This is a genomic window from Paracidovorax cattleyae (assembly GCF_900104515.1).
Taxonomy (GTDB): Bacteria; Pseudomonadota; Gammaproteobacteria; order Burkholderiales; family Burkholderiaceae_C; genus Paracidovorax; species Paracidovorax cattleyae.
Genome location: NZ_FNJL01000008.1, coordinates 47,226 through 64,034 on the forward strand (window position 1 = coordinate 47,226; position 16,809 = coordinate 64,034).

The window sequence follows — 16,809 nt, forward strand, 5'->3', positions numbered from 1 at the left end:
GCGGCGGGAAGCGGGAGGCAGGCACGCCGGCCATCGCTCTGCGGCGGTTCGGGAAGCGATTGCTTTTCCGGACCGCTGCATCGGCGTCCGCCGCTTTTTTGATTCACTTCACAGGAGTTCATCCATGGCCATTTCTCTCCAGACGCAGATGCAAACCTCCTCGCTGGGATTTTCCAGCGATTCGTCCGGGGCATCGGACAGCAGAGGCGCAGACAACCCCCTGCAGCAGATCATGATGCTGATCATCGAGCAGGTGCTCAAGGCACTGCAGGACAAGCTCGGCAACAAGGACGGCGACAAGGCGCCCGGCGGTGCCGATTCCACCTCCGGCTCCGGTGGCAGCCGGGGCGGCTCGGGCCCGGAAGGCGCGCTGCAGCGCTTCGCCGAGCTGTTCAAGGGCCTGGGCGAAGCGCTGGACAAGTCGCTCAACGACCAGAAGGCCAACGATTTCGCCCAGAAGCTGGCGGGTGCCCTGGGCACGGATGCCAAGACGCTGGACAAGCTCGATGACGGCAAGGAGAACGGCAGCTTCAACGACTTCGCCAAGGACTTCATGAAGAACCTGGACTCGCTCTCCCAGGGCGGTGACGCCAGCGGCGCAGGCAGTGCCGAAGAGGCCGGCGGCGCGGGCGATGCCAGTGAAGCGGGTGGAGCCGACGGTGCTGATGGCAGCGTCGGCGACTTGGTCAAGCAGCTGATCGAGCGCCTGCTCAAGGGCGATTCCCAGGGCCTGGACAACCTGTCGAACAAGGATGGCGCCGGCGACAAGGGCGGCGATTCGCTCGACAAGCTCATGCAAGTGATCAAGCAGTTCATCCAGCTGCTGGAAATAAGTCTCAAGGGCAACGACGCCCAGGGCGGTGGTGCCGGCGGTCCCCAGGGCGCTGGCGGTGCCGGCGATGCGCAAGGTGCCGGTGGTGGCACTCCCGCCGGTGGCGGCTCGCCGGATGCGGGCGGCGCGCAGGATGCCGACGGCGCCGGCAGCCCCGCTGACCAGATCAAGCAACTGCTCGACGACTTCGCGAAGGGCAACACCAGCGGCGTGGACAACATGCTCAAGGGCGAGAAGGGCCAGGAGCAGCTCAAGCAGATTCTCGAGTTGCTGTTGAAGCTGATCGAAGTGCTGACCGGCAAGAAGCCCGGCAGCGATGGCGATGACCAGGGTGGCGGCGGCGGTGATGGATCGCCGGCTGCAGGCGACGCACCGGGCGGCCAGGCACCGCAGGGTGGCCAGGCACCGCAGGGTGGCCAGGCACCGCAGGGTGGCCAGGCCGCGCCGGCTCCGGCCGCCGCGCCGGCTCCCGCTCCGACCCCGGCACCCCAGCCGTCGGGCACCGCTGCCCCCCAGCCCGCCTCGACCGAGTCGGACACCGGTAGCGCGGGTGGCGCGGGTGCCGCCGACAGGGGTGTCGAAGGCACGGTCGGTGCGGCGGGGCCGTCCGGCCACGGTGGCGCTCCGGTGATCAGCTCCACGGATCCCTCCAGGCCCCTGAGCAGCGCGCAGGCCAAACAACTGCAGGAGGCGCTCAAGCCCGATGCGGTGGGCGCCGATGGCGTGGGCATCTACAACACCACCCGTGTGATCCCGGCCGGCGTGCAGGTGGATTTCAACGGCGCGCGGATCAAGGCTGGGCCCGCCCTGGGCGATGGCGGCCAGGCGGAGGACCAGAAGCCACTGATCCGCATGGAATCGGGCTCGTCCATCGCCAACCTGGAGCTGTCCGGGGCGGACGGCATCCATGCCATGGGGGATGCGAAGCTCGACCGCATCAAGTGGGCGGATGTCGGGGAGGATGCCTTCACGATGAAGAGGCCAGGGAATGTGGAGGTCACCAACAGCTCCGCCTTCAATGCCAGCGACAAGATCTTCCAGCTCAATGCCGGTGGTTCGTTCAAGCTGGACAACTTCACCGCGGACACCTTCGGCAAGGCCGTGCGGACCAATGGCGGCAAGGACTTTCCGATCGATATCTCGGTGACCCGTTCGTCGTTCACGAACGGCAAGGAGGCCGTGGTGCGTTCCGATGCCGCGCAGGCGAAGATCCACCTGGCCGGCAACACGGTGGCGGACACACCCTATGACGTGATCGCTCCCCAGGCCGCGCAGGTCGAAGGGGCGCAGCACCGCGGAACCAAGAGCTACACCGGCTGACGCGGACGCCGGCGTGCGGCACAGGCCGCCTGCCGGTGGATCCGGGCGAGGCCCTGGCCATGCGCGCGAGCGGCATGCCAGGGCCTTTTTTCCTTTCCTTGTCCGGAGCGGGGGCGCCGGGCGCCCCCCGGCGGTCAGCCGGCCGCGCGGCTCACCCAGCGCGGCGCCGTGCCGCGGCGCCGCAGCCAGGGCGCGCAGGGGTTGTGGAGGGCTTTGTCCGTGACGCGGTTGTCCCACAGGTCCAGGCTGGCCAGGCTGGCGCTGGCGGCGAGCGCGTGGGCCCCCGCGTTGCCCACCTGGTTGCGCGCCAGCCCGAGCCGGCGCAGCCGCGGATTGGCGGCGAATGCGCGGGCCCCCGCCGATCCCACGGCATGGCCTTCCAGGTCGATCTCCTCCAGGGACGGGCTGGCAGCCAGTGCGAGCGCGCCGCGCTCGCCGATGCGTACGCCCTCCGCCGAGGTGTTGTTGAGCACCAGCGACGCGAGCTGGGGGCAGCGCGAGAGCGCCGAGGCACCGGCATCGCCGATGCGGCAGTCCCCCGCATCGAGAAAGCGCAGCGAGGCCGAAGCTGCCAGGGCGCCTGCGCCGGCATCACCCAGGGGGTTGTGGGCGATGGACAGGGTGGCGAGCGCGGGCAGGCCCGCCAGGACGGCCGCCCCTTCCGCGCCGATGCCGTTGCCTGAGAGGCCGAGCTGGAGCCACCGGGTGGCCGTGGCCAGGGCGCGGACCCCCGCATCGACCAGGCGGTTGCGGTGCAGGTCCAGGAAGCGCAATCCGGCAGCATGCGCCAGGGCTTCGGCCCCTGCCGCTCCGATCTGGTTGGCCTGGGCCGAAAGCGTCTGCAGGCCGGGCAGTGCCGCCAGGGCCCGCGCGCCGTCGTCGCCCAGCGCGTTGTGGCTCAGCGACAGGGCCCGCAGCCCCTGCATGCGCGCGATCACGGCGGCGCCATCGGCCCCCAGGCGGTTTCCGTCCAGGTCCAGCTCCGCCAGGTTGCGCAGGCGCAGGAGCGCGGGAGCGGCTTCGGGGCCCAGCCCGTTGCCGCGGGCCTGCAGGTGCGAAAGCCGTGGAAGGGCCGACACGGCCGCGAGTGCTTCCGGCGTGAGGCCGCAATGGTCCAGCCGCAACGTGGCGAGCGCGCCCGAAGCTGCCAGTGCCCGCGCGCCGTCCGCTTCCAGCGGCACGTGGTCCAGTTCCAGGGTCGCCAGGCGGGCATGGCGTGCCAGCGTGTGCGCGGATTCGGGCGCCAGGGCCATGCGCCGCAGGGTCAGCGTGGCCAGGGGCAGGGCGAGCAGCCATGACAGGCCGCGCGCCGTCAGCGCGGTGCAGTCGGCCAGCTCCAGGGTCTGGAGGGAGGCGGGCAGCAGGCGCAGGTCGTCGTCGCGGAAGTCACCGCGCAGGGTGAGCCTGCGCAGGTCCCGCATGTCGTCCCGGCACAGCCCGAGCAGGCCTCGGACGTCGCGGACGGTGTGTTCCTCGGGTCCGGCGTCCGGGCCGGCAAGGGCGTGGGAAAAGGCGTTCATGGTGAGTCGTCCTGCGAAGGCGGATGCGAAAGAAGCCAGGGTAGGCGGGGCCGCGGCGCGCAGGCCTTCGCGGACACGAAGGGATCGCCAGCCTGGCGAGGCAGGCCGGCGGTTCGGCAGCGGGCGGGGAGGCTTCGTGGTGACGCATGCGGCTTCGCGCGCCGCGCGCAGGCATTCCCGTGCCTTCCTAGGATGGACTCAAGCAGTCGAGTCGCGAGGGCGATGTGTGCTTCAGCAGCGTGGAATGCGCGCTGATCCGGCGGTCCCCCGGACATGGCGGACCTTTTAGAAATCTGGAGGAGTATGGCAACCAAGACAACCGAATCCGCGCAGGCGCATGTGCCGCCCCGGATCCCCTTATCCCCCGCGCGCCGCGCCTGCCTGGCAGCCGCCCTGCAGCACATGGGGGCGGACGATGCTTCCGTGCGCGCTTTCGCCGAGCAGGGCATGGTGATGGTCAACGACACCCTGCTCGCGATCGCGTCGCTGCAGGAGCGCGATGACGGCCGCTGGCTGGCCTCCGCGCTGGTGCCCCGCCCCGAAGGCGTCTCGAGCGCCCGGTGGAGCGAGGCCCTGCTGGTGGCGAACGGGCAGGCGATCCTGCTGGCCCCGTGGGCTTTCAGCATGGACGACAGCGGCGACGCGGTGCTGCTGCTGCACCTGGAACCCGGAATGGCCGACGCCCGCATCTTGGCCGCGCATTTCGACGGCATGCTATCGCTGTGCGAGGCCGTGTCCACCGGTGCCCAGGCGCTGGCGCAGGCCGCCCTGACGGGCAGGGAGGCCGCATGAACGCCCCGCTCGATCTGTCGAACCATTCGCCTGCTCCCATGCAGGAATTCGAGGCCTCGCCGGCCCTGCGGGCCCTGGTGTGCGATGCCGCACTGGTGCTGGGCGCCGGTGCCGGGCAGGCACAGGAGGCCGCGCGCACCGGCCGTTTCGAACTGGAGCGGCACACCGTGGCCGTGACGCCCGATGCGGCCGAAGAGACGCTGCTGCTCTCGGTGGACCTGGGCCCGGACTACCTGGCCGACCCCGACCGCGCGCAGGCCGCGCTGGTCGCCAATATGCACCTGTTCGTCAAGGCGGGCGTCGTGTTCGCACGAGGCCTCGCCGGCCCCGTGCTCGTGGGCCGCTGGCCCCCGACCGATGCGCAGGCACTCGCCAACGGCGTGCGCCAGATGGGCGCCATCTCCCAGGGCTTCCGGGCCCCCAGCCCTTCCGAGGCTTCCCCTTCCCCTTCCATTTCCCGGCCGGCGCGCGGCGCCGGCGAACGCCAGGAGTGATGCCATGGTTCCCCGCTCTGTGACCAGCAGGTCTTCGACCACCCCCGTTTCCGCCGATCGGGTCTCCACATCGCAGGCCGGTGCCGGTGCCTCCGGCGGGCAGCCCCCGGCGGCCCCCGGCAGCCAGCGCCTCGGCAATGAGGGTAGGCCGCCGGTGCGCCACGACAGCGGGTGTTCCCGCCCGGACGCATCGCGGTCCCCGCGCACGTCGATGGGGATGTCGTCTCAGCGGGAGATGGTGCCCCTGTGGGAGCGCAACGATCTGCGATCGGACCATCCTTCGTTCCGGACGGATGTATCCCACTACTCCGACGCCTTGCCGTACGAGTTGTCCCACATCGACTTCACCCATTCCGCCCTGCAGGTGGACCGTGACGCGGACGGATCTGGCGGCCCTGGTGAATCCTTCCGCACTGCCGCAAGCAATCTGCAGTCCTTCCGGTGCGACGGCAACGAGGACGGCGCCGCGATGCCGCCCCAGCAGAGCTGGCGGCAGATGGCGACCACTGCGCTGCGCCACCGGGCGACCGCCGTCGGCCATGCCGTCCAGAGCGGCGGCGAGGCGATGGGGCGCACTGCGCTGGCCCCTGTCTCCGTGGCCCGCGCCGGCGTCTCCGCGGCGTGGAGCCTGGGCAGCCAGGCCTTCCGGCTTCCGAAGGTGGCCCTGGGCCACCTGACGCACCAGGGCATCGCCGTGGGGATGACCACCGCGGTGCGCGAAGTGGCCGCGGAAGCGCTGATCGCCGGATTGCGCCATGCGCCGGCCGGAGCGCTGCTGGGCATCGAGATCGGCATGGGCGTCGTCAACATGTCGCTGCAGGCACTGCGCCAGGTGCGCGAGAAACGCAATCCCGACGAGGCGGCGCGCGGCTTCCATGCACTCAGTCCGGAACAGTGGGCGGGCAAGACGCCGAAAGAAAAGGAGCAGTTGCGCAAGGAGCAGCGGCATTATTCTGACCGCGTCGTCTCCCTTCAGATGGCCTCGGTCATGGTGAACGTGGGCTTCGCGGCCTATGGCACGGCGCACGGCGACAACTCATTCGCGGTCGCCAGCATCGCGAGTGAGGCCAAGGTGATTGCCTATTCGCTGATGCGCGACGGCATCCAGTCCAAATTCGGAATGATCAAGCTGGACAAGGAAAGCCACGGCGTCAGCGGCAGCCACTTGGTCGGGGCATCGCTCTTCTACGGCGGAGCCAACCTGGCGGCCGCCTATGCCTGGAGCGCCTTGCCGCCCCTGGGCCTGCCGGCCGGAGTGACGACGTCGAACGTGCGCGACGTGCTGCGCGGCGTGCCGGTCGAGGGCTTGTCCCTGCCCGCTGTCCTGGGCGCCACGGCCAAGATGATCGGCGTGAAGGCCGCCATCAACACGGTGCTGGAGGCCTCGGACTGGTTCTCCGTGACGGAGCAGGAGGCGCAGCAGGCGGGCGCGAAGCAGTTGCTCGCTCCGCACATCAAGAGCAACGATTTCGGACGCCTTCAGGACCATGTGGCGGCGCGGATCGCGATCATCGACAGTTCCATCTCGGTCGGGGAACTGGTGGGCTTCCTGACCAAGGACATGCCGCCTGCGACCAGCGCCCTGCTCACCAACGGTGCGCTGGGGGCCTGGGCCGGGGTCAACTACAAGAGCATCGCCGCCACCTGGCAGGCCGACGGTGCCGTGCGTGCCGCAGAAGACCATCGCCGCGCCGCTCCCCAGGGCGCGGAGAACGTCTGATCCTCGCGCCAGGCCGTCCCATGCCCGCCCCGACGAAAGCTCCCACGGCCCGTGTCCGCGGCGGGTGGAGCCGCAGGCTCCGCGCCACCGCGGTGCCGGCCGCCGGGGCGCGGCTGCCCCTTCGGGGGGCGCGGGCACTGGCGGCGGTGCCCGCGCCAGCACGCGCTTCCATGGCGGCCGAATCCCCGCACGACCCCGGCGACAGCGCGCCGGCTTCGCCCGCTCGCCAGTTGCTGGAACGCTTCCAGTTCTGCGAGCTGGATGCCATGCCCCCTGGCCGCCTGCGCCAGGTGGTGGAGTTTCTCGGCGGCGGGGGCCGGGCGCTGAGGACGGCACCGCTGCGCGCCAACTGGAAGGCGTTGCGCCTGGCCCTGGAGGAGTCCGCGCTGCGCGCGCTGCTCCTCGAACGTACCGACGAGGTGGTCGCGTTCCTGCTGCGGCCCGATGCCGCCGGCGACGGCGGGCCGGGTGCGCAGGCCTCCAGCGTGGAGGCGGGCGCGCATGCGCCGTCCACCTTCTTCGCCTGAACTGCTTCCTTCGGGGAGATTTCCCCGGCCGTGTGCGGCCGGGTGGGCCTGTCAGCCGGAGATGTCCGAGAGCGTGGCGACGGATCGCCCGAAATCCCAGAGGTCGGATGTGGACTGGTTGAGGAAGGCGCGGATCTCCTCGTGCCTGTCCATGGCTTCGTCGGCCAGCGGATCGTTGCCGGGCTTGTATTCGCCCATCTGCACCAGCGGCTCGATCTCCTCGTACTTGGCCATGAGCTGGCGGAAGCGCCCGCCTGCCTGCTGGTGCTCCCGCGGCACGATCTGCGACATCACCCGCGACAGGCTGCCCAGCACGTCGATGGCCGGATACTGGTTGCGTGCCGCGATCTTGCGCGAGAGGATCATGTGGCCGTCGAGGATGCCTCGCACTTCCTCCGAGATGGGGTCGTTGCCGCTTTCATCCTCGTAGAGCACGGTGTAGAGCGCCGTGATGGAGCCGCGCGCGCCCATGCCGGCGCGCTCCAGCAACCGCGGGATCTCGGCGAACACCGAGGGCGGAAAGCCCCGGCGCGCGGGCGGTTCGCCCGCGGCCAGCCCGATCTCGCGCTGGGCCCGCGCGAAGCGGGTGAGCGAGTCCATCATCAGCAGCACCTTCAGGCCCTGGTCGCGGTAGTACTCCGCCACGGCGGTGGCCACGTGGGCCGCCTTGGCCCGCTCGCTGGAGGATCGGTCCGAGGTGGCGCAAACCACCACCGAGCGCGCCATGCCCTTCTCGCCGAGGATGAACTCGACGAACTCGCGCACTTCGCGGCCGCGCTCACCAATCAGCGCGATCACGCTGACATCGCACTGCGTGCCGCGCGCGAGCATGCCCATCAGCGTACTCTTGCCCACGCCGGCGGGCGCGAAGATGCCCATGCGCTGCCCCTCGCCCAGGGTGATGAGCCCGTCGATGGCCTTCACGCCCGTGGGCAGGGGGTGCTCGATCATCTCGCGCTCCATGGGAGTCGGTGGCAGGGCGAACACGGGGCGCGTCTCGCTGCAGTCCAGAGGTCCCTTGCCGTCGATGGGCTGGCCCAGGCTGTCGATCACCCGGCCCAGCAGGCGGGGGCCGACGGGCACAGAGAGCACTTCGCCCAGGCCCACCACGGCCGATCCGCCGCGCACGCCGAGGATGGAGCCGAAGGGCGAGAGAATGCTCTGGCCATTGGCGAAGCCCACCACCTCGGCTGCCTGCAGCAGTTCGCCGCGCTCGTCCAGTACGTGGCACAGCTCGCCCAGCTTGGCATCCAGGCCGTTCACGCGCATGAGCGTGCCGATCACTTCCGCCACCTTGCCGCTGCGGCGCACCAGCGGGGCGGCCGCGATCTCGCGCTCCATCCAGCGGGCGATCCGCGAGCTTCCGTTCACGTCATGCATCGTCGTCCTCCCGGGCCAGGCGGTCTTCGTCCTGGCAGTCGTCGTTGTCGTCGTGTTGGCCGTCGTCCCCGCCCAGCCGGCTCGCATAGGCCACGGTGACCGGCTCCTCTGCGGCCACGCGGACGGCGCGCTCCAGCGCGCTGCGCAGGCCCGCCAACTGCACCTGCAGGCTGGTGTCCAGGCGGCCGATGTCGGCATCGAAAACACTGCTGCCGGGCGCGAGGCCGGCGTCGGCTTCCACCTGCACGCGCGGTGCGTCGGGATCGTCGCCGATCGCCGACAGCGCAGCGCGCGCCGCGTCCGCATCGTCCGGATGGACGCGCAGGCGCGCTGTGCGGGCATCGCCCAGGGTGTCGCGCAGGGTCAGCACGGCCCGTTGCAGCAGGGCCTGCCTCGGCTCCGCAAGCACCATGCGTTCCACCGCCATGGCGACGACGGCCGCCAGGCGCTGTTCCATGCCGCCCATGGCGGCTGCGTGCGAGGCCTGCAGTGCGGCGAACTCCGCGTGCCAGCGGCGGGCGGCGGCCTCGGAGGCCTCGGCGGTGGCCTGCTCCACGAGGCGCCGGGCGTCGTCGCGCGCCTGTACGAGCAGCGCCTCGGCGTCCGCAGCCGCGGCGTTGCGCCGCGCCTGCGCCTGTTCGGCCGCTGCCTCCAGCAGGTCGGCGGCATCCTGCCGTGCCTGGGCGACGAGGCGGTCGCCTTCTTCGCGCGCTCCTTCCAGCACGGACACGGCGGTGGTGGCGGTGTCGAACTCGCAGGCCCGGAGAATGCCCGCCGGCGCGTGCAGTCCGGCGCCCCGTGGAGAAGACCAGATCAGCATGTATGTCCTTCCGGGAACAGCGTGTCGAGCGCCTGCAGGCGCTCGCGGGCGGCCGCCGTTGCCCGTGGAACCAGGTGCGGGCGGGGTGCGCCGGAGCGCGATGCCGGCAGGGCCAGCCGGACCATGCGCCGCAGCGCGCGGTCCGGCCAGGCACCCGCACGCACCAGCTCGCGGTAGCCCACCCAGGACCAGGCCAGCGGCGGCCAGCCGGCCACTTCCGGCAGGACGGCGCCGCCGCCGTCTCGCGCGCGCAGGGGCGCGAAGGCCGGGCCCAGCGCTTCCTGCAGCGCCATGCGCGCGCTGCGCTGCACGCAGCATCGCAGCACGCCCGGCCGGCCCAGCAGTGCCAGGGCGCACAGGCGTGCGAGCAGGGAGGTCCGGTCCATCAGGGCCAGGCGCGCGCCGCCATCCTCCAGCCGCTCCAGCGGCGGCAGAGGGCCGCAGTGGCGGGCGAACCAGTCCTTGGACAGGGTCTCCTGCACCTGTGGCGGCAGGGTGGGATCGGAGGCCGGCCGCAGCCAGCTGGGATCGACGTGTTCGGGCAGCGCATCGATGCGGGCCTGCAGTTCGCAGGCCAGCCGCGCGAGATCGCGAGCGCGGCTCATCCGGCAAGCCCCTTGGCCATGCCGGGCGCCGAGGGCAGGGGCGCCGCGGGCGTGGTGTCCGCGGCCAGTTCCGCGGTGGCGGCTTCTTCCTGCTTGCGGCGCAGCCCGGCCGGCAGCCAGGCTGGACGCTTCCAGGCGACCCAGCCCGCCGCGCCGCCCAGCACCAGCAGCACGGCGGCGGCCAGCGCGGCCCAGAGCCCGGCGCGGGAGGCTTCCCGCTCCGGCGCGGGGCCGATCGGCATGCCCGGCACGAGCGTGACCGTGACGTTCTCGTACGCCAAGCCTTCGACGCTGCGCGCCACCATGTTCTTGATCCCGGCCGTCAGGCCGGCGATGTTCGCGTTCTCCCGGTACTTGATGAAGACCGAAGCGCTCGCGGGCTTGACGGTGGAGGCGAGCGGGTCGTTGTTGGGCAGAACGATCTGCACCCGCGCGGTGACCACGCCGTCGATCTGCGACAGCGTGGCCTCCAGCTGCTGGGCGACGCCATAGATGAAGCGCACGCGCTCTTCCGTCGGCGTGGAGATGAGGCCTTCCTTCTTGAACATTTCGCCCAGGGTGGCGTGGCGCTCGCGCGGCAGCCCGTAGGAGCGCAGCACCGCGAGCGAGCGCACCACGTCGCCTTTCTCGACCTGCACGTTCCAGGTCTTGCCGGCATCGGACGTCGCCTTGCCTGCGTCGATGCCGCTTTCCAGCAGCGCCGCCACCATGTCGTTGGCGTCGGCTTCGGTCTGCTTGGTGTAGAGGTCGTCCTTGCAGCCGGCCAGCGCCAGCAGCAGGACCAGGGGGGCGAGCCACCGGCGAAGCGAAGAGGCGGCGCGCGGTGAAAGCATGTCATGGGTCATGGCGGGCTCCGCTCACTGGTTGCGCATCAGCGTCTGCAGGCCGCTCTTGCCGCTCTGGGCCAGATAGACCATGGCATGGAACTGGAACTGCATGCCCGACACCCGGTACATGAGTTCGATCTGGCGGGACGTCATGTCGATGTCGTTCATCGAGTTGTCCTTCTGCGCATGGGCCAGGGCGTGCATGTCCTGCAGCGCCTTGCGCATGGACTCGTCCTGCTGCATCAGCGCGTTGCCCACGGTGGAGTCCGGGGCCATTTCGGACAGGGTGGACTGGGGTTTGCCTTCCATCAGGCGCGCGAACTTCTCCGCCAGCGCGCTCAGGTGGCTGGGCTGGGCGGCGCCGGATTCGATGGCCGGCGCAGGGGATACGGGCAGCTGGAGGGCGTTCATGGCGTTGTCCTGTGAGGAAGGGGGAGCATTGCGCGCGGCGGTCAGGCGCGCAACTGGAATACGAAGGGGTTGGTAAGGGGATCCACCGGCGCGAACTTGCGCGGGCGGGCGGCGGACTGCGGATCGGGCGTCTCGCCGGGCTCCCGGGGCGCGGTGTCCTGGCCTGCGGCATCGCCGCCGGCTTCACCGGCCTGCTCGGCGAACAACTGCTTCACCAGGTACAGGGCCGTCGAGTCCTTGCAGCCTGCCAGCACCTCGTCGGCATTGCCACGCCAGGCGGGGTCCCTCAGAAAGCGCTGGCAGCGCGCCATCAGGGCCTTGGCCATTCCCCAGTGGGTGGGGCTGCCTTCCACGTTGCGCATGAGGCGGATGCATTCATCCACCTGGCCGCGCTGGATGCAGATCCAGCCTTCCAGCAGGTCCAGCTCGACCATGCGCGGGCGCAGGATGCGCGCACCCTGGAGGATTTCGGCGGCGTCGTCGGTGAGTTCGAGTTCGACGGCTTTGGTCGCCAGATTGATGAGGCCGACGACCACTTCTCGTCGAGAGATTTTGGGGGTCATGGAGCGGTTTCCCTGGAGGATTTTGGGGGTGCGTCCGACGGGTCGAATGACGGCCCGGCGGGGGCCGGCGATTCGCGCAGCGCGGGCTGCGCGGCCGCTTCGGTGCCGGAGTGCACCAGAACCGCGTAGGCCGCGCAGGAGAGCGTGGCCACGGCAAAGAACACGGCATACGGCATATGCGTCGTCCCTGGATCGGCGGCTCGGGCTGCGCGGGGTACCGCGTGCATCAGTTGGGTGCGAGGCCGGACAGGCCCTTGCCCATGGCACCGATGGTCTTGGCGTTCATTTCCGCCATTTCCTTCTGGAAGTTGAGCAAGGCCTGCTTGGCCATGTTGCGGGTGCTGGCATCGGTCAGCGCCTCCTGGTTGCGCATGTTCTGCTCCTGCAGTGCGATGGAACGCTGCGTCGATGCGTCTGCGCCGGAAATGGACATGGTGTGGCTCCTCGGGATAAGTGAATGTGAAGGGATGACGTGAAGGACGGCGTGGCGCCACGCAGCGCGCCGCGGGGCGGCCGCGCGCGGCGCATGGCGCGTCAGTTGGGTGCGAGGCCGGACAGGCCCTTGCCCATGGCACCGATGGTCTTGGCGTTCATTTCCGCCATTTCCTTCTGGAAGTTGAGCAGGGCCTGCTTGGCCATGTTGCGGGTGCTGGCGTCGGTCAGCGCCTCCTGGTTGCGCATGTTCTGCTCCTGCAGTGCGATGGAACGCTTCGTCGATGCGTCTGCGCCGGAAATGGACATGGTGTGGCTCCTCGGGATAAGTGAATGTGAAAGGATGACGTGAAGGACGGCGTGGCGCCACGCAGCGCGCCGCGGGGCGGCCGCGCGCGGCGCATGGCGCGTCAGTTGGGTGCGAGGCCGGACAAGCCTTTGCCCATGGCACCGACGGTCTTGGCGTTCATTTCCGCCATTTCCTTCTGGAAGTTGAGCAGGGCCTGCTTGGCCATGTTGCGGGTGCTGGCGTCGGTCAGCGCCTCCTGGTTGCGCATGTTCTGTTCCTGCAGTGCGATGGAACGCTGCGTCGATGCGTCTGCGCCGGAGATGGACATAGAAAGCTCCTAGAGAGAATGTTGCGGTGCGAACCGCGGTTAGCGAAGACCGCACCATGCGGTCTCCATCCGGGAGGCGCGCCGGCCCTGCCGCCGCGCCGTGTCTTGTGGTGCGTGGCCCGCCGGTCAGTGGACGACGGGCTTGTGGGAGACCCGGCCCAGGAAGTGCAGCACGCCCTGCGCGGCCTGCCGCACCGGCTGGTCCGCGCTGGTTGCCAGCACGTTGTCGATCCAGTGCCGCCAGGCGGGGTCGCCGTTGAAGAGCAGCGTAAGCGCCAGGGCGACCTTGCTCACGCCGTCTTCCGGGTGGGTCTCGACGTGGTGCAGCAGCTGGTCGCGCTCCTTGCCCCGCTGGCCGGCCATGGCCAGCACGATGTTGCGGTAGAGCAGGTAGGTGCTGGAGTCCTCCAGCGTGGCCTCGACGGCGCGGCTGATGGTTTCCGCATCGCTGTCGACGCGGTACACGGTGCCCAGCAGCGCGACGCTCATCAGGTTGCGGTAGATCACCGGGTAGGGCGCTGACGTCGCCCCCGTGGCGGCGTACGGGGCGGGTGCGGAGTGGGGAGCGTGGATCATGGTCGTGCCTTTCTCACACCGCCAGCGTCGTGCCGTGCAGGGTTTCCCAGATCTTGCGGATCACGCGCTGCGAGGCCTGGAACGCATCGACCAGCTGGCCGATCAACTGGCGTTCGGCGTCGATCTGCGCCTGGATCCGCATCGCGCTGCTTTCGCGGGCCACTTCGTCGAAGTAGCGGATCATGGCGCGCGCGCGGTCTCCGCTGAGGTCTTCGCTCAGGGCCTGCTCGAGGTTCTCCAGATCGCTGAAAATGGTGGATTCGATGGATGCGGTCATGGTCTGAAAAGGTCTCTTGGGTTTGTTATCGGAAGGACGCCGGCTGGTCTGCCGAAGCGATCCGTGAACCGGACGTGAGCGAGAGGTGCTTCACCCCGTCCCGGGTCTGCATGTACTGCAGGCCGTCGGTTTCCATCAGCGCGCTCATGGCGGGCGGGCTGGCCGGCGGCCGCTGCGTCGCGGCCACGTCGATGCCGCGCACCAGCGGCGCCAGGTCGGTGGCCACGCGGGCCGCGTTCTGGCGCAGCGCGGAAAGGTTCGCCACCTCTCCCGTGATCGTGAACAGGCCGTTGCCTTGGTGCGCGATGCGCAGGCCGGGCTGGCCGAGCGCGTCGGCGATGCTCTGCGCGACTTCCGTGGCCGGTGCGAAGGACTGCACGATGCGGTCACCCTGGAACGTGGCCAGGCGCTGCCGCAGCGCGTCGGCATCGGAGGGCTGGCGCAGCAGGCCGCGCACCACCACGCCGTCCCCCTGCTGCGCCACTTCGTAGCCCGCCACGGAAGTCTCGGCCAGGGCGCGTTCCACGCGCATCTTCAGCGGCTCGGGCGGCAGCACCGAGGTGAGTGCCTTGCGTTCGGCCGGGGTCTGGCCGAGGGGGGCGACGGCGGCGCTCAGTGCTGCCGTCATGAGGGCGGTGCCGACCACCGCGGAGGTGATGCGGGGCCACATCGACCGGACCTCGGCGGGTGCGGCGGCCACGACGGCGGGGGACAGGCGGGCAATGATGTCCGCATCGGCGGGCCAGGTGGCGTCGGCGGGGCCGGCGCACAGCACCACGTCGCCGAAGCGCCGGGGCGTGAAGTCGGCCAGTACGGCGGGGGCCTGCGCTCCTGCGGCTGCCGTTGCGATGTGGACCATGCCGTCGTCTCCAGCGTCGATGACCACCGGTTCGGCGGTCCAGTCGAGCAACTGGATGTCCGCCGTGTCGTCCGCGCTGATGTGGTGGCGCGTTGGGGTCAAATCTATGCGGGCCCCGGCGTGCTGGCCGGTCAGGATACGAAGTTGCTTCATGGCTTGCGAACCTCCGGGGAGATCGAGGAAACGGTGGTCGGAGCACCCTGCGCCAGGACGCGGGGCGTGATCAGGAAAAGGCGCTCGGTGCGGCGGGTGAGGCGCTCCGTGTTGCGGAAGACACCGCCCACGACGGGCAGCTTGGACAGGCCCGGAACCGCGTTGTCCTGCGTGTTCTCCGATTCGACGGTGATGCCGCCGATCAGCAGGCTCTCGCCTTCGCGGACGTGGGCTTCGGTGCGGATCTCGGTCTTCTTGACCAGGGGGATCTGGTCCACCACGTTGGTCTCGAACGCGCCGTCCTCGATGTAGAGGCTCAGCTTGATGTTGTTCTTGCCCTCCACCGCGGTGACCTGCGGCGTCATCTGCAGCAGGGTGCCGGCCTCGATCTGGAAGAGGTTGGCCTCCAGGTTCCCGGCGACGCGCACGGTGGCCACGCGCTTTTCGCGCATCACCGCCGCCCGGTTGGCGACGCCCAGTACGGAAGGCTTGGACAGGATGCGCGCCTTGCCCTGCGCTTCCAGTGCGTTCACGTTGGCCAGCAGGTGGCGGCCCGCGTCGAGCACGATGGTGCTGAGCGCGGCCGGCGTGCTCGGGCCCGGCAGGTTGGTGGCAATGTTGCTCGTGCCGGCCCGCAGCGACCAGTTCACGCCCAGCGCATCCACGCTGTCGGAGTTGACCTCGATGATCGTGGCCTCCAGCTCGACGAGCTGCGGCTTCTGGTCCAGGCGGTGGATCAGCGATTCGTATTCGTCCATCCGGTCGGCCCGGCCGTACACCACGACGGAGTTCGTGCCCTCGTCGGCCTCGAACCGGGGCGGCGCCTCTTCGGACTTGTCCGCGGCGGTGGCGGTGGGCAGGGACACCGGCTCCGGCGGGCGCATGCCCTCGGAAGGGTTGGCGCGCGGCAGCGGCGGCAGGAACTGGTTGGCCGCGGGCACGGGCACGTAGGCGCTCATCTTGCGGCGCGTCTGCTGCTGGATCTTCTCGATCACCTCGGCGCTCGTGGCCTTGGACGTCGCCAGCCCTTCACCGTCGTCCTTGCTGTAGAGCTTGCGCAGCGTGCTGGCCACGCCGGGCACCACGGAATCGCCCATCGAGCGGTCGCTGGCCGAGGCGAACTGCAGGGAAAAGACGCGCACCGTGCGCTCTGCGCTGGCCGTGACGCCGGCGTCCAGGGCCTCCAGCGCGGAACTCACCAGCTCCACGTGGCGGGGCGGTCCGGAGACATAGATCGTGCTGCTGGCGGCGTCGAAGCGGATGGGATAGCGCTTGTCTCCCACGTCCAGGGACTGCAGCATGGCCGTGAGCTGGTCGCGGCTGAACCCCTTGATGCGGAACATGCGGCTCTGGATGGACTTGCCTGGGTAGAAATACAGCGCCGAGCCGTCGTGGTACCAGAGCATGTTGTAGGCGCGCGCCACGCTGTCGAGGAACTCACGGGGCCTGGCGTCGAAGTTCGCGTTGACGATGCCGTCCAGCCCGTCCGCCACCACGGCCGGGATACCCTGGCTGGCGGCGAAATCCTGCAGGACGTCCGTGAGTCGCTTGTTCTCGGCGCGGTACACGAAGCGTCCGCGGTTGAGGGCGTCCGAAGCCCGCGAGGCGGGCGCGAGCGTCTCCAGCGCCCGTGTGGCGGGGATGGTCGGTATCGCCACGGGGGACGCGGCGGCCGGAGCGGGCGCGCTGGCGGCGGCAGCACCGGCGGCTCCGGCCGAGAAGGTCGCCGCGGCCAGCGCGTGGTAGGAGGTGTGCTTGCGCGGCTGGGCCTTCTGCAGGGTGGCGCTGCGCTGGGCCGGGGCGGGCGTGGCGGCCTGGCTGGAGGGCGCGGTGTCCGTACCGGACGTGGCCAGCTCTGCGGCCGGCACCGCCAGGGCAGCGCCCGCGCCCGCCGAGGGCAGGCTCGAAAGGCTGGCGCTCAGGCGCAGCGAGGAGGCCTGGGCCGCGGGCAGGCCTGCCATGCCCAGCGCGAGCACCGCGCCGGCCAGCACGCCGCCGGTCATGCCGGCGGCTACGTGCCGTGGTCGGGGGGCGGAAAAGTTGGGCATCACTGGAGCGCTCCGTTCGGTGTCTTCGTGTAGGGG

General features: G+C 70.3%; 20 protein-coding genes. 5 read left to right on the forward strand and 15 right to left on the reverse strand.

The features are described from left to right. The first annotated feature begins 124 nt into the window (after positions 1–124). Positions 125–2,152, forward strand: coding sequence for a pectate lyase (locus BLR05_RS08075; protein ID WP_092833549.1), 2,028 nt, complete (start codon positions 125–127; stop codon positions 2,150–2,152). A 134-nt stretch (positions 2,153–2,286) separates the two neighbouring features. On the opposite strand, the gene BLR05_RS08080 is transcribed toward BLR05_RS08075, so the two are convergent. Beyond that, on the reverse strand, positions 2,287–3,672 hold the full coding sequence (locus tag BLR05_RS08080; RefSeq protein WP_092833551.1) for a leucine-rich repeat domain-containing protein: 1,386 nt from the start codon (positions 3,670–3,672) through the stop codon (positions 2,287–2,289). Between the two features lie 303 nt (positions 3,673–3,975). Here BLR05_RS08080 and BLR05_RS08085 point away from each other — a divergent pair, with 303 nt between their 5' ends. The 4 genes from BLR05_RS08085 (at position 3,976) to BLR05_RS08100 (ending at position 7,205) form a co-directional block, all read left to right on the forward strand. After that, positions 3,976–4,464 (forward strand): hypothetical protein, encoded by a 489-nt coding sequence (locus BLR05_RS08085; RefSeq protein ID WP_092833553.1) that lies wholly within the window; start codon positions 3,976–3,978, stop codon positions 4,462–4,464. After that, entirely contained in the window at positions 4,461–4,958 is a 498-nt protein-coding gene (locus BLR05_RS08090; RefSeq protein WP_092833555.1) for a hypothetical protein, read from the forward strand. Before BLR05_RS08085 ends, BLR05_RS08090 begins: the two co-directional genes overlap by 4 nt. Before the next feature lie 316 nt (positions 4,959–5,274). After that, complete coding sequence (locus tag BLR05_RS08095; RefSeq protein ID WP_244160064.1) at positions 5,275–6,678, forward strand: hypothetical protein; 1,404 nt, start codon at positions 5,275–5,277, stop codon at positions 6,676–6,678. A 170-nt stretch (positions 6,679–6,848) separates the two neighbouring features. Further along, a complete protein-coding gene (locus tag BLR05_RS08100) occupies positions 6,849–7,205 on the forward strand; it encodes a hypothetical protein (protein ID WP_244160065.1) in 357 nt (118 codons plus the stop codon). A 51-nt stretch (positions 7,206–7,256) separates the two neighbouring features. Here BLR05_RS08100 and sctN read toward each other — a convergent pair whose 3' ends face one another. The 14 genes from sctN to sctC form a co-directional block, all read right to left on the reverse strand. Then, positions 7,257–8,585, reverse strand: coding sequence for a type III secretion system ATPase SctN (sctN, locus tag BLR05_RS08105; protein ID WP_092833561.1), 1,329 nt, complete (start codon positions 8,583–8,585; stop codon positions 7,257–7,259). Next, entirely contained in the window at positions 8,578–9,405 is an 828-nt protein-coding gene (locus BLR05_RS08110; protein WP_092833563.1) for a FliH/SctL family protein, read from the reverse strand. Before BLR05_RS08110 ends, sctN begins: the two co-directional genes overlap by 8 nt. Then, the gene (locus BLR05_RS08115) at positions 9,399–10,010 is read right to left on the reverse strand and encodes a type III secretion protein HrpB4 (RefSeq protein ID WP_092833565.1); all 612 of its coding nucleotides are present in this window, start codon (positions 10,008–10,010) and stop codon (positions 9,399–9,401) included. Before BLR05_RS08115 ends, BLR05_RS08110 begins: the two co-directional genes overlap by 7 nt. Continuing rightward, a complete protein-coding gene (sctJ, locus tag BLR05_RS08120; protein WP_092833567.1) occupies positions 10,007–10,855 on the reverse strand; it encodes a type III secretion system inner membrane ring lipoprotein SctJ in 849 nt (282 codons plus the stop codon). Before sctJ ends, BLR05_RS08115 begins: the two co-directional genes overlap by 4 nt. A 12-nt stretch (positions 10,856–10,867) precedes the next feature. Continuing rightward, on the reverse strand, positions 10,868–11,248 hold the full coding sequence (locus BLR05_RS08125; protein WP_092833569.1) for a type III secretion protein: 381 nt from the start codon (positions 11,246–11,248) through the stop codon (positions 10,868–10,870). Between the two features lie 41 nt (positions 11,249–11,289). Continuing rightward, a complete protein-coding gene (locus BLR05_RS08130) occupies positions 11,290–11,811 on the reverse strand; it encodes an HrpB1 family type III secretion system apparatus protein (protein WP_092833571.1) in 522 nt (173 codons plus the stop codon). Further along, positions 11,808–11,987 carry a hypothetical protein gene (locus tag BLR05_RS08135; RefSeq protein WP_092833573.1) on the reverse strand — a complete coding sequence of 60 codons (180 nt, stop codon included), beginning with the start codon at positions 11,985–11,987 and terminating at the stop codon, positions 11,808–11,810. The genes BLR05_RS08130 and BLR05_RS08135 overlap by 4 nt, the downstream gene beginning before the upstream one ends. 50 nt (positions 11,988–12,037) lie before the next feature. Then, on the reverse strand, positions 12,038–12,244 hold the full coding sequence (locus BLR05_RS08140; RefSeq protein WP_048857558.1) for a hypothetical protein: 207 nt from the start codon (positions 12,242–12,244) through the stop codon (positions 12,038–12,040). 101 nt (positions 12,245–12,345) lie between these two features. Further along, positions 12,346–12,552 (reverse strand): hypothetical protein, encoded by a 207-nt coding sequence (locus BLR05_RS08145; protein WP_092833575.1) that lies wholly within the window; start codon positions 12,550–12,552, stop codon positions 12,346–12,348. A 101-nt stretch (positions 12,553–12,653) separates the two neighbouring features. After that, positions 12,654–12,860 (reverse strand): hypothetical protein, encoded by a 207-nt coding sequence (locus BLR05_RS08150; protein ID WP_092833577.1) that lies wholly within the window; start codon positions 12,858–12,860, stop codon positions 12,654–12,656. A gap of 126 nt (positions 12,861–12,986) precedes the next feature. Beyond that, the gene (locus tag BLR05_RS08155) at positions 12,987–13,436 is read right to left on the reverse strand and encodes a hypothetical protein (RefSeq protein ID WP_092833579.1); all 450 of its coding nucleotides are present in this window, start codon (positions 13,434–13,436) and stop codon (positions 12,987–12,989) included. Between the two features lie 13 nt (positions 13,437–13,449). Then, the gene (locus tag BLR05_RS08160) at positions 13,450–13,713 is read right to left on the reverse strand and encodes a hypothetical protein (RefSeq protein WP_017438943.1); all 264 of its coding nucleotides are present in this window, start codon (positions 13,711–13,713) and stop codon (positions 13,450–13,452) included. A gap of 25 nt (positions 13,714–13,738) precedes the next feature. Then, on the reverse strand, positions 13,739–14,725 hold the full coding sequence (gene hrpD5, locus BLR05_RS08165) for an HrpD5 family protein (protein ID WP_092833581.1): 987 nt from the start codon (positions 14,723–14,725) through the stop codon (positions 13,739–13,741). After that, a complete protein-coding gene (sctC, locus tag BLR05_RS08170) occupies positions 14,722–16,773 on the reverse strand; it encodes a type III secretion system outer membrane ring subunit SctC (RefSeq protein ID WP_092833583.1) in 2,052 nt (683 codons plus the stop codon). The genes hrpD5 and sctC overlap by 4 nt, the downstream gene beginning before the upstream one ends. Positions 16,774–16,809 lie beyond the last annotated feature (36 nt).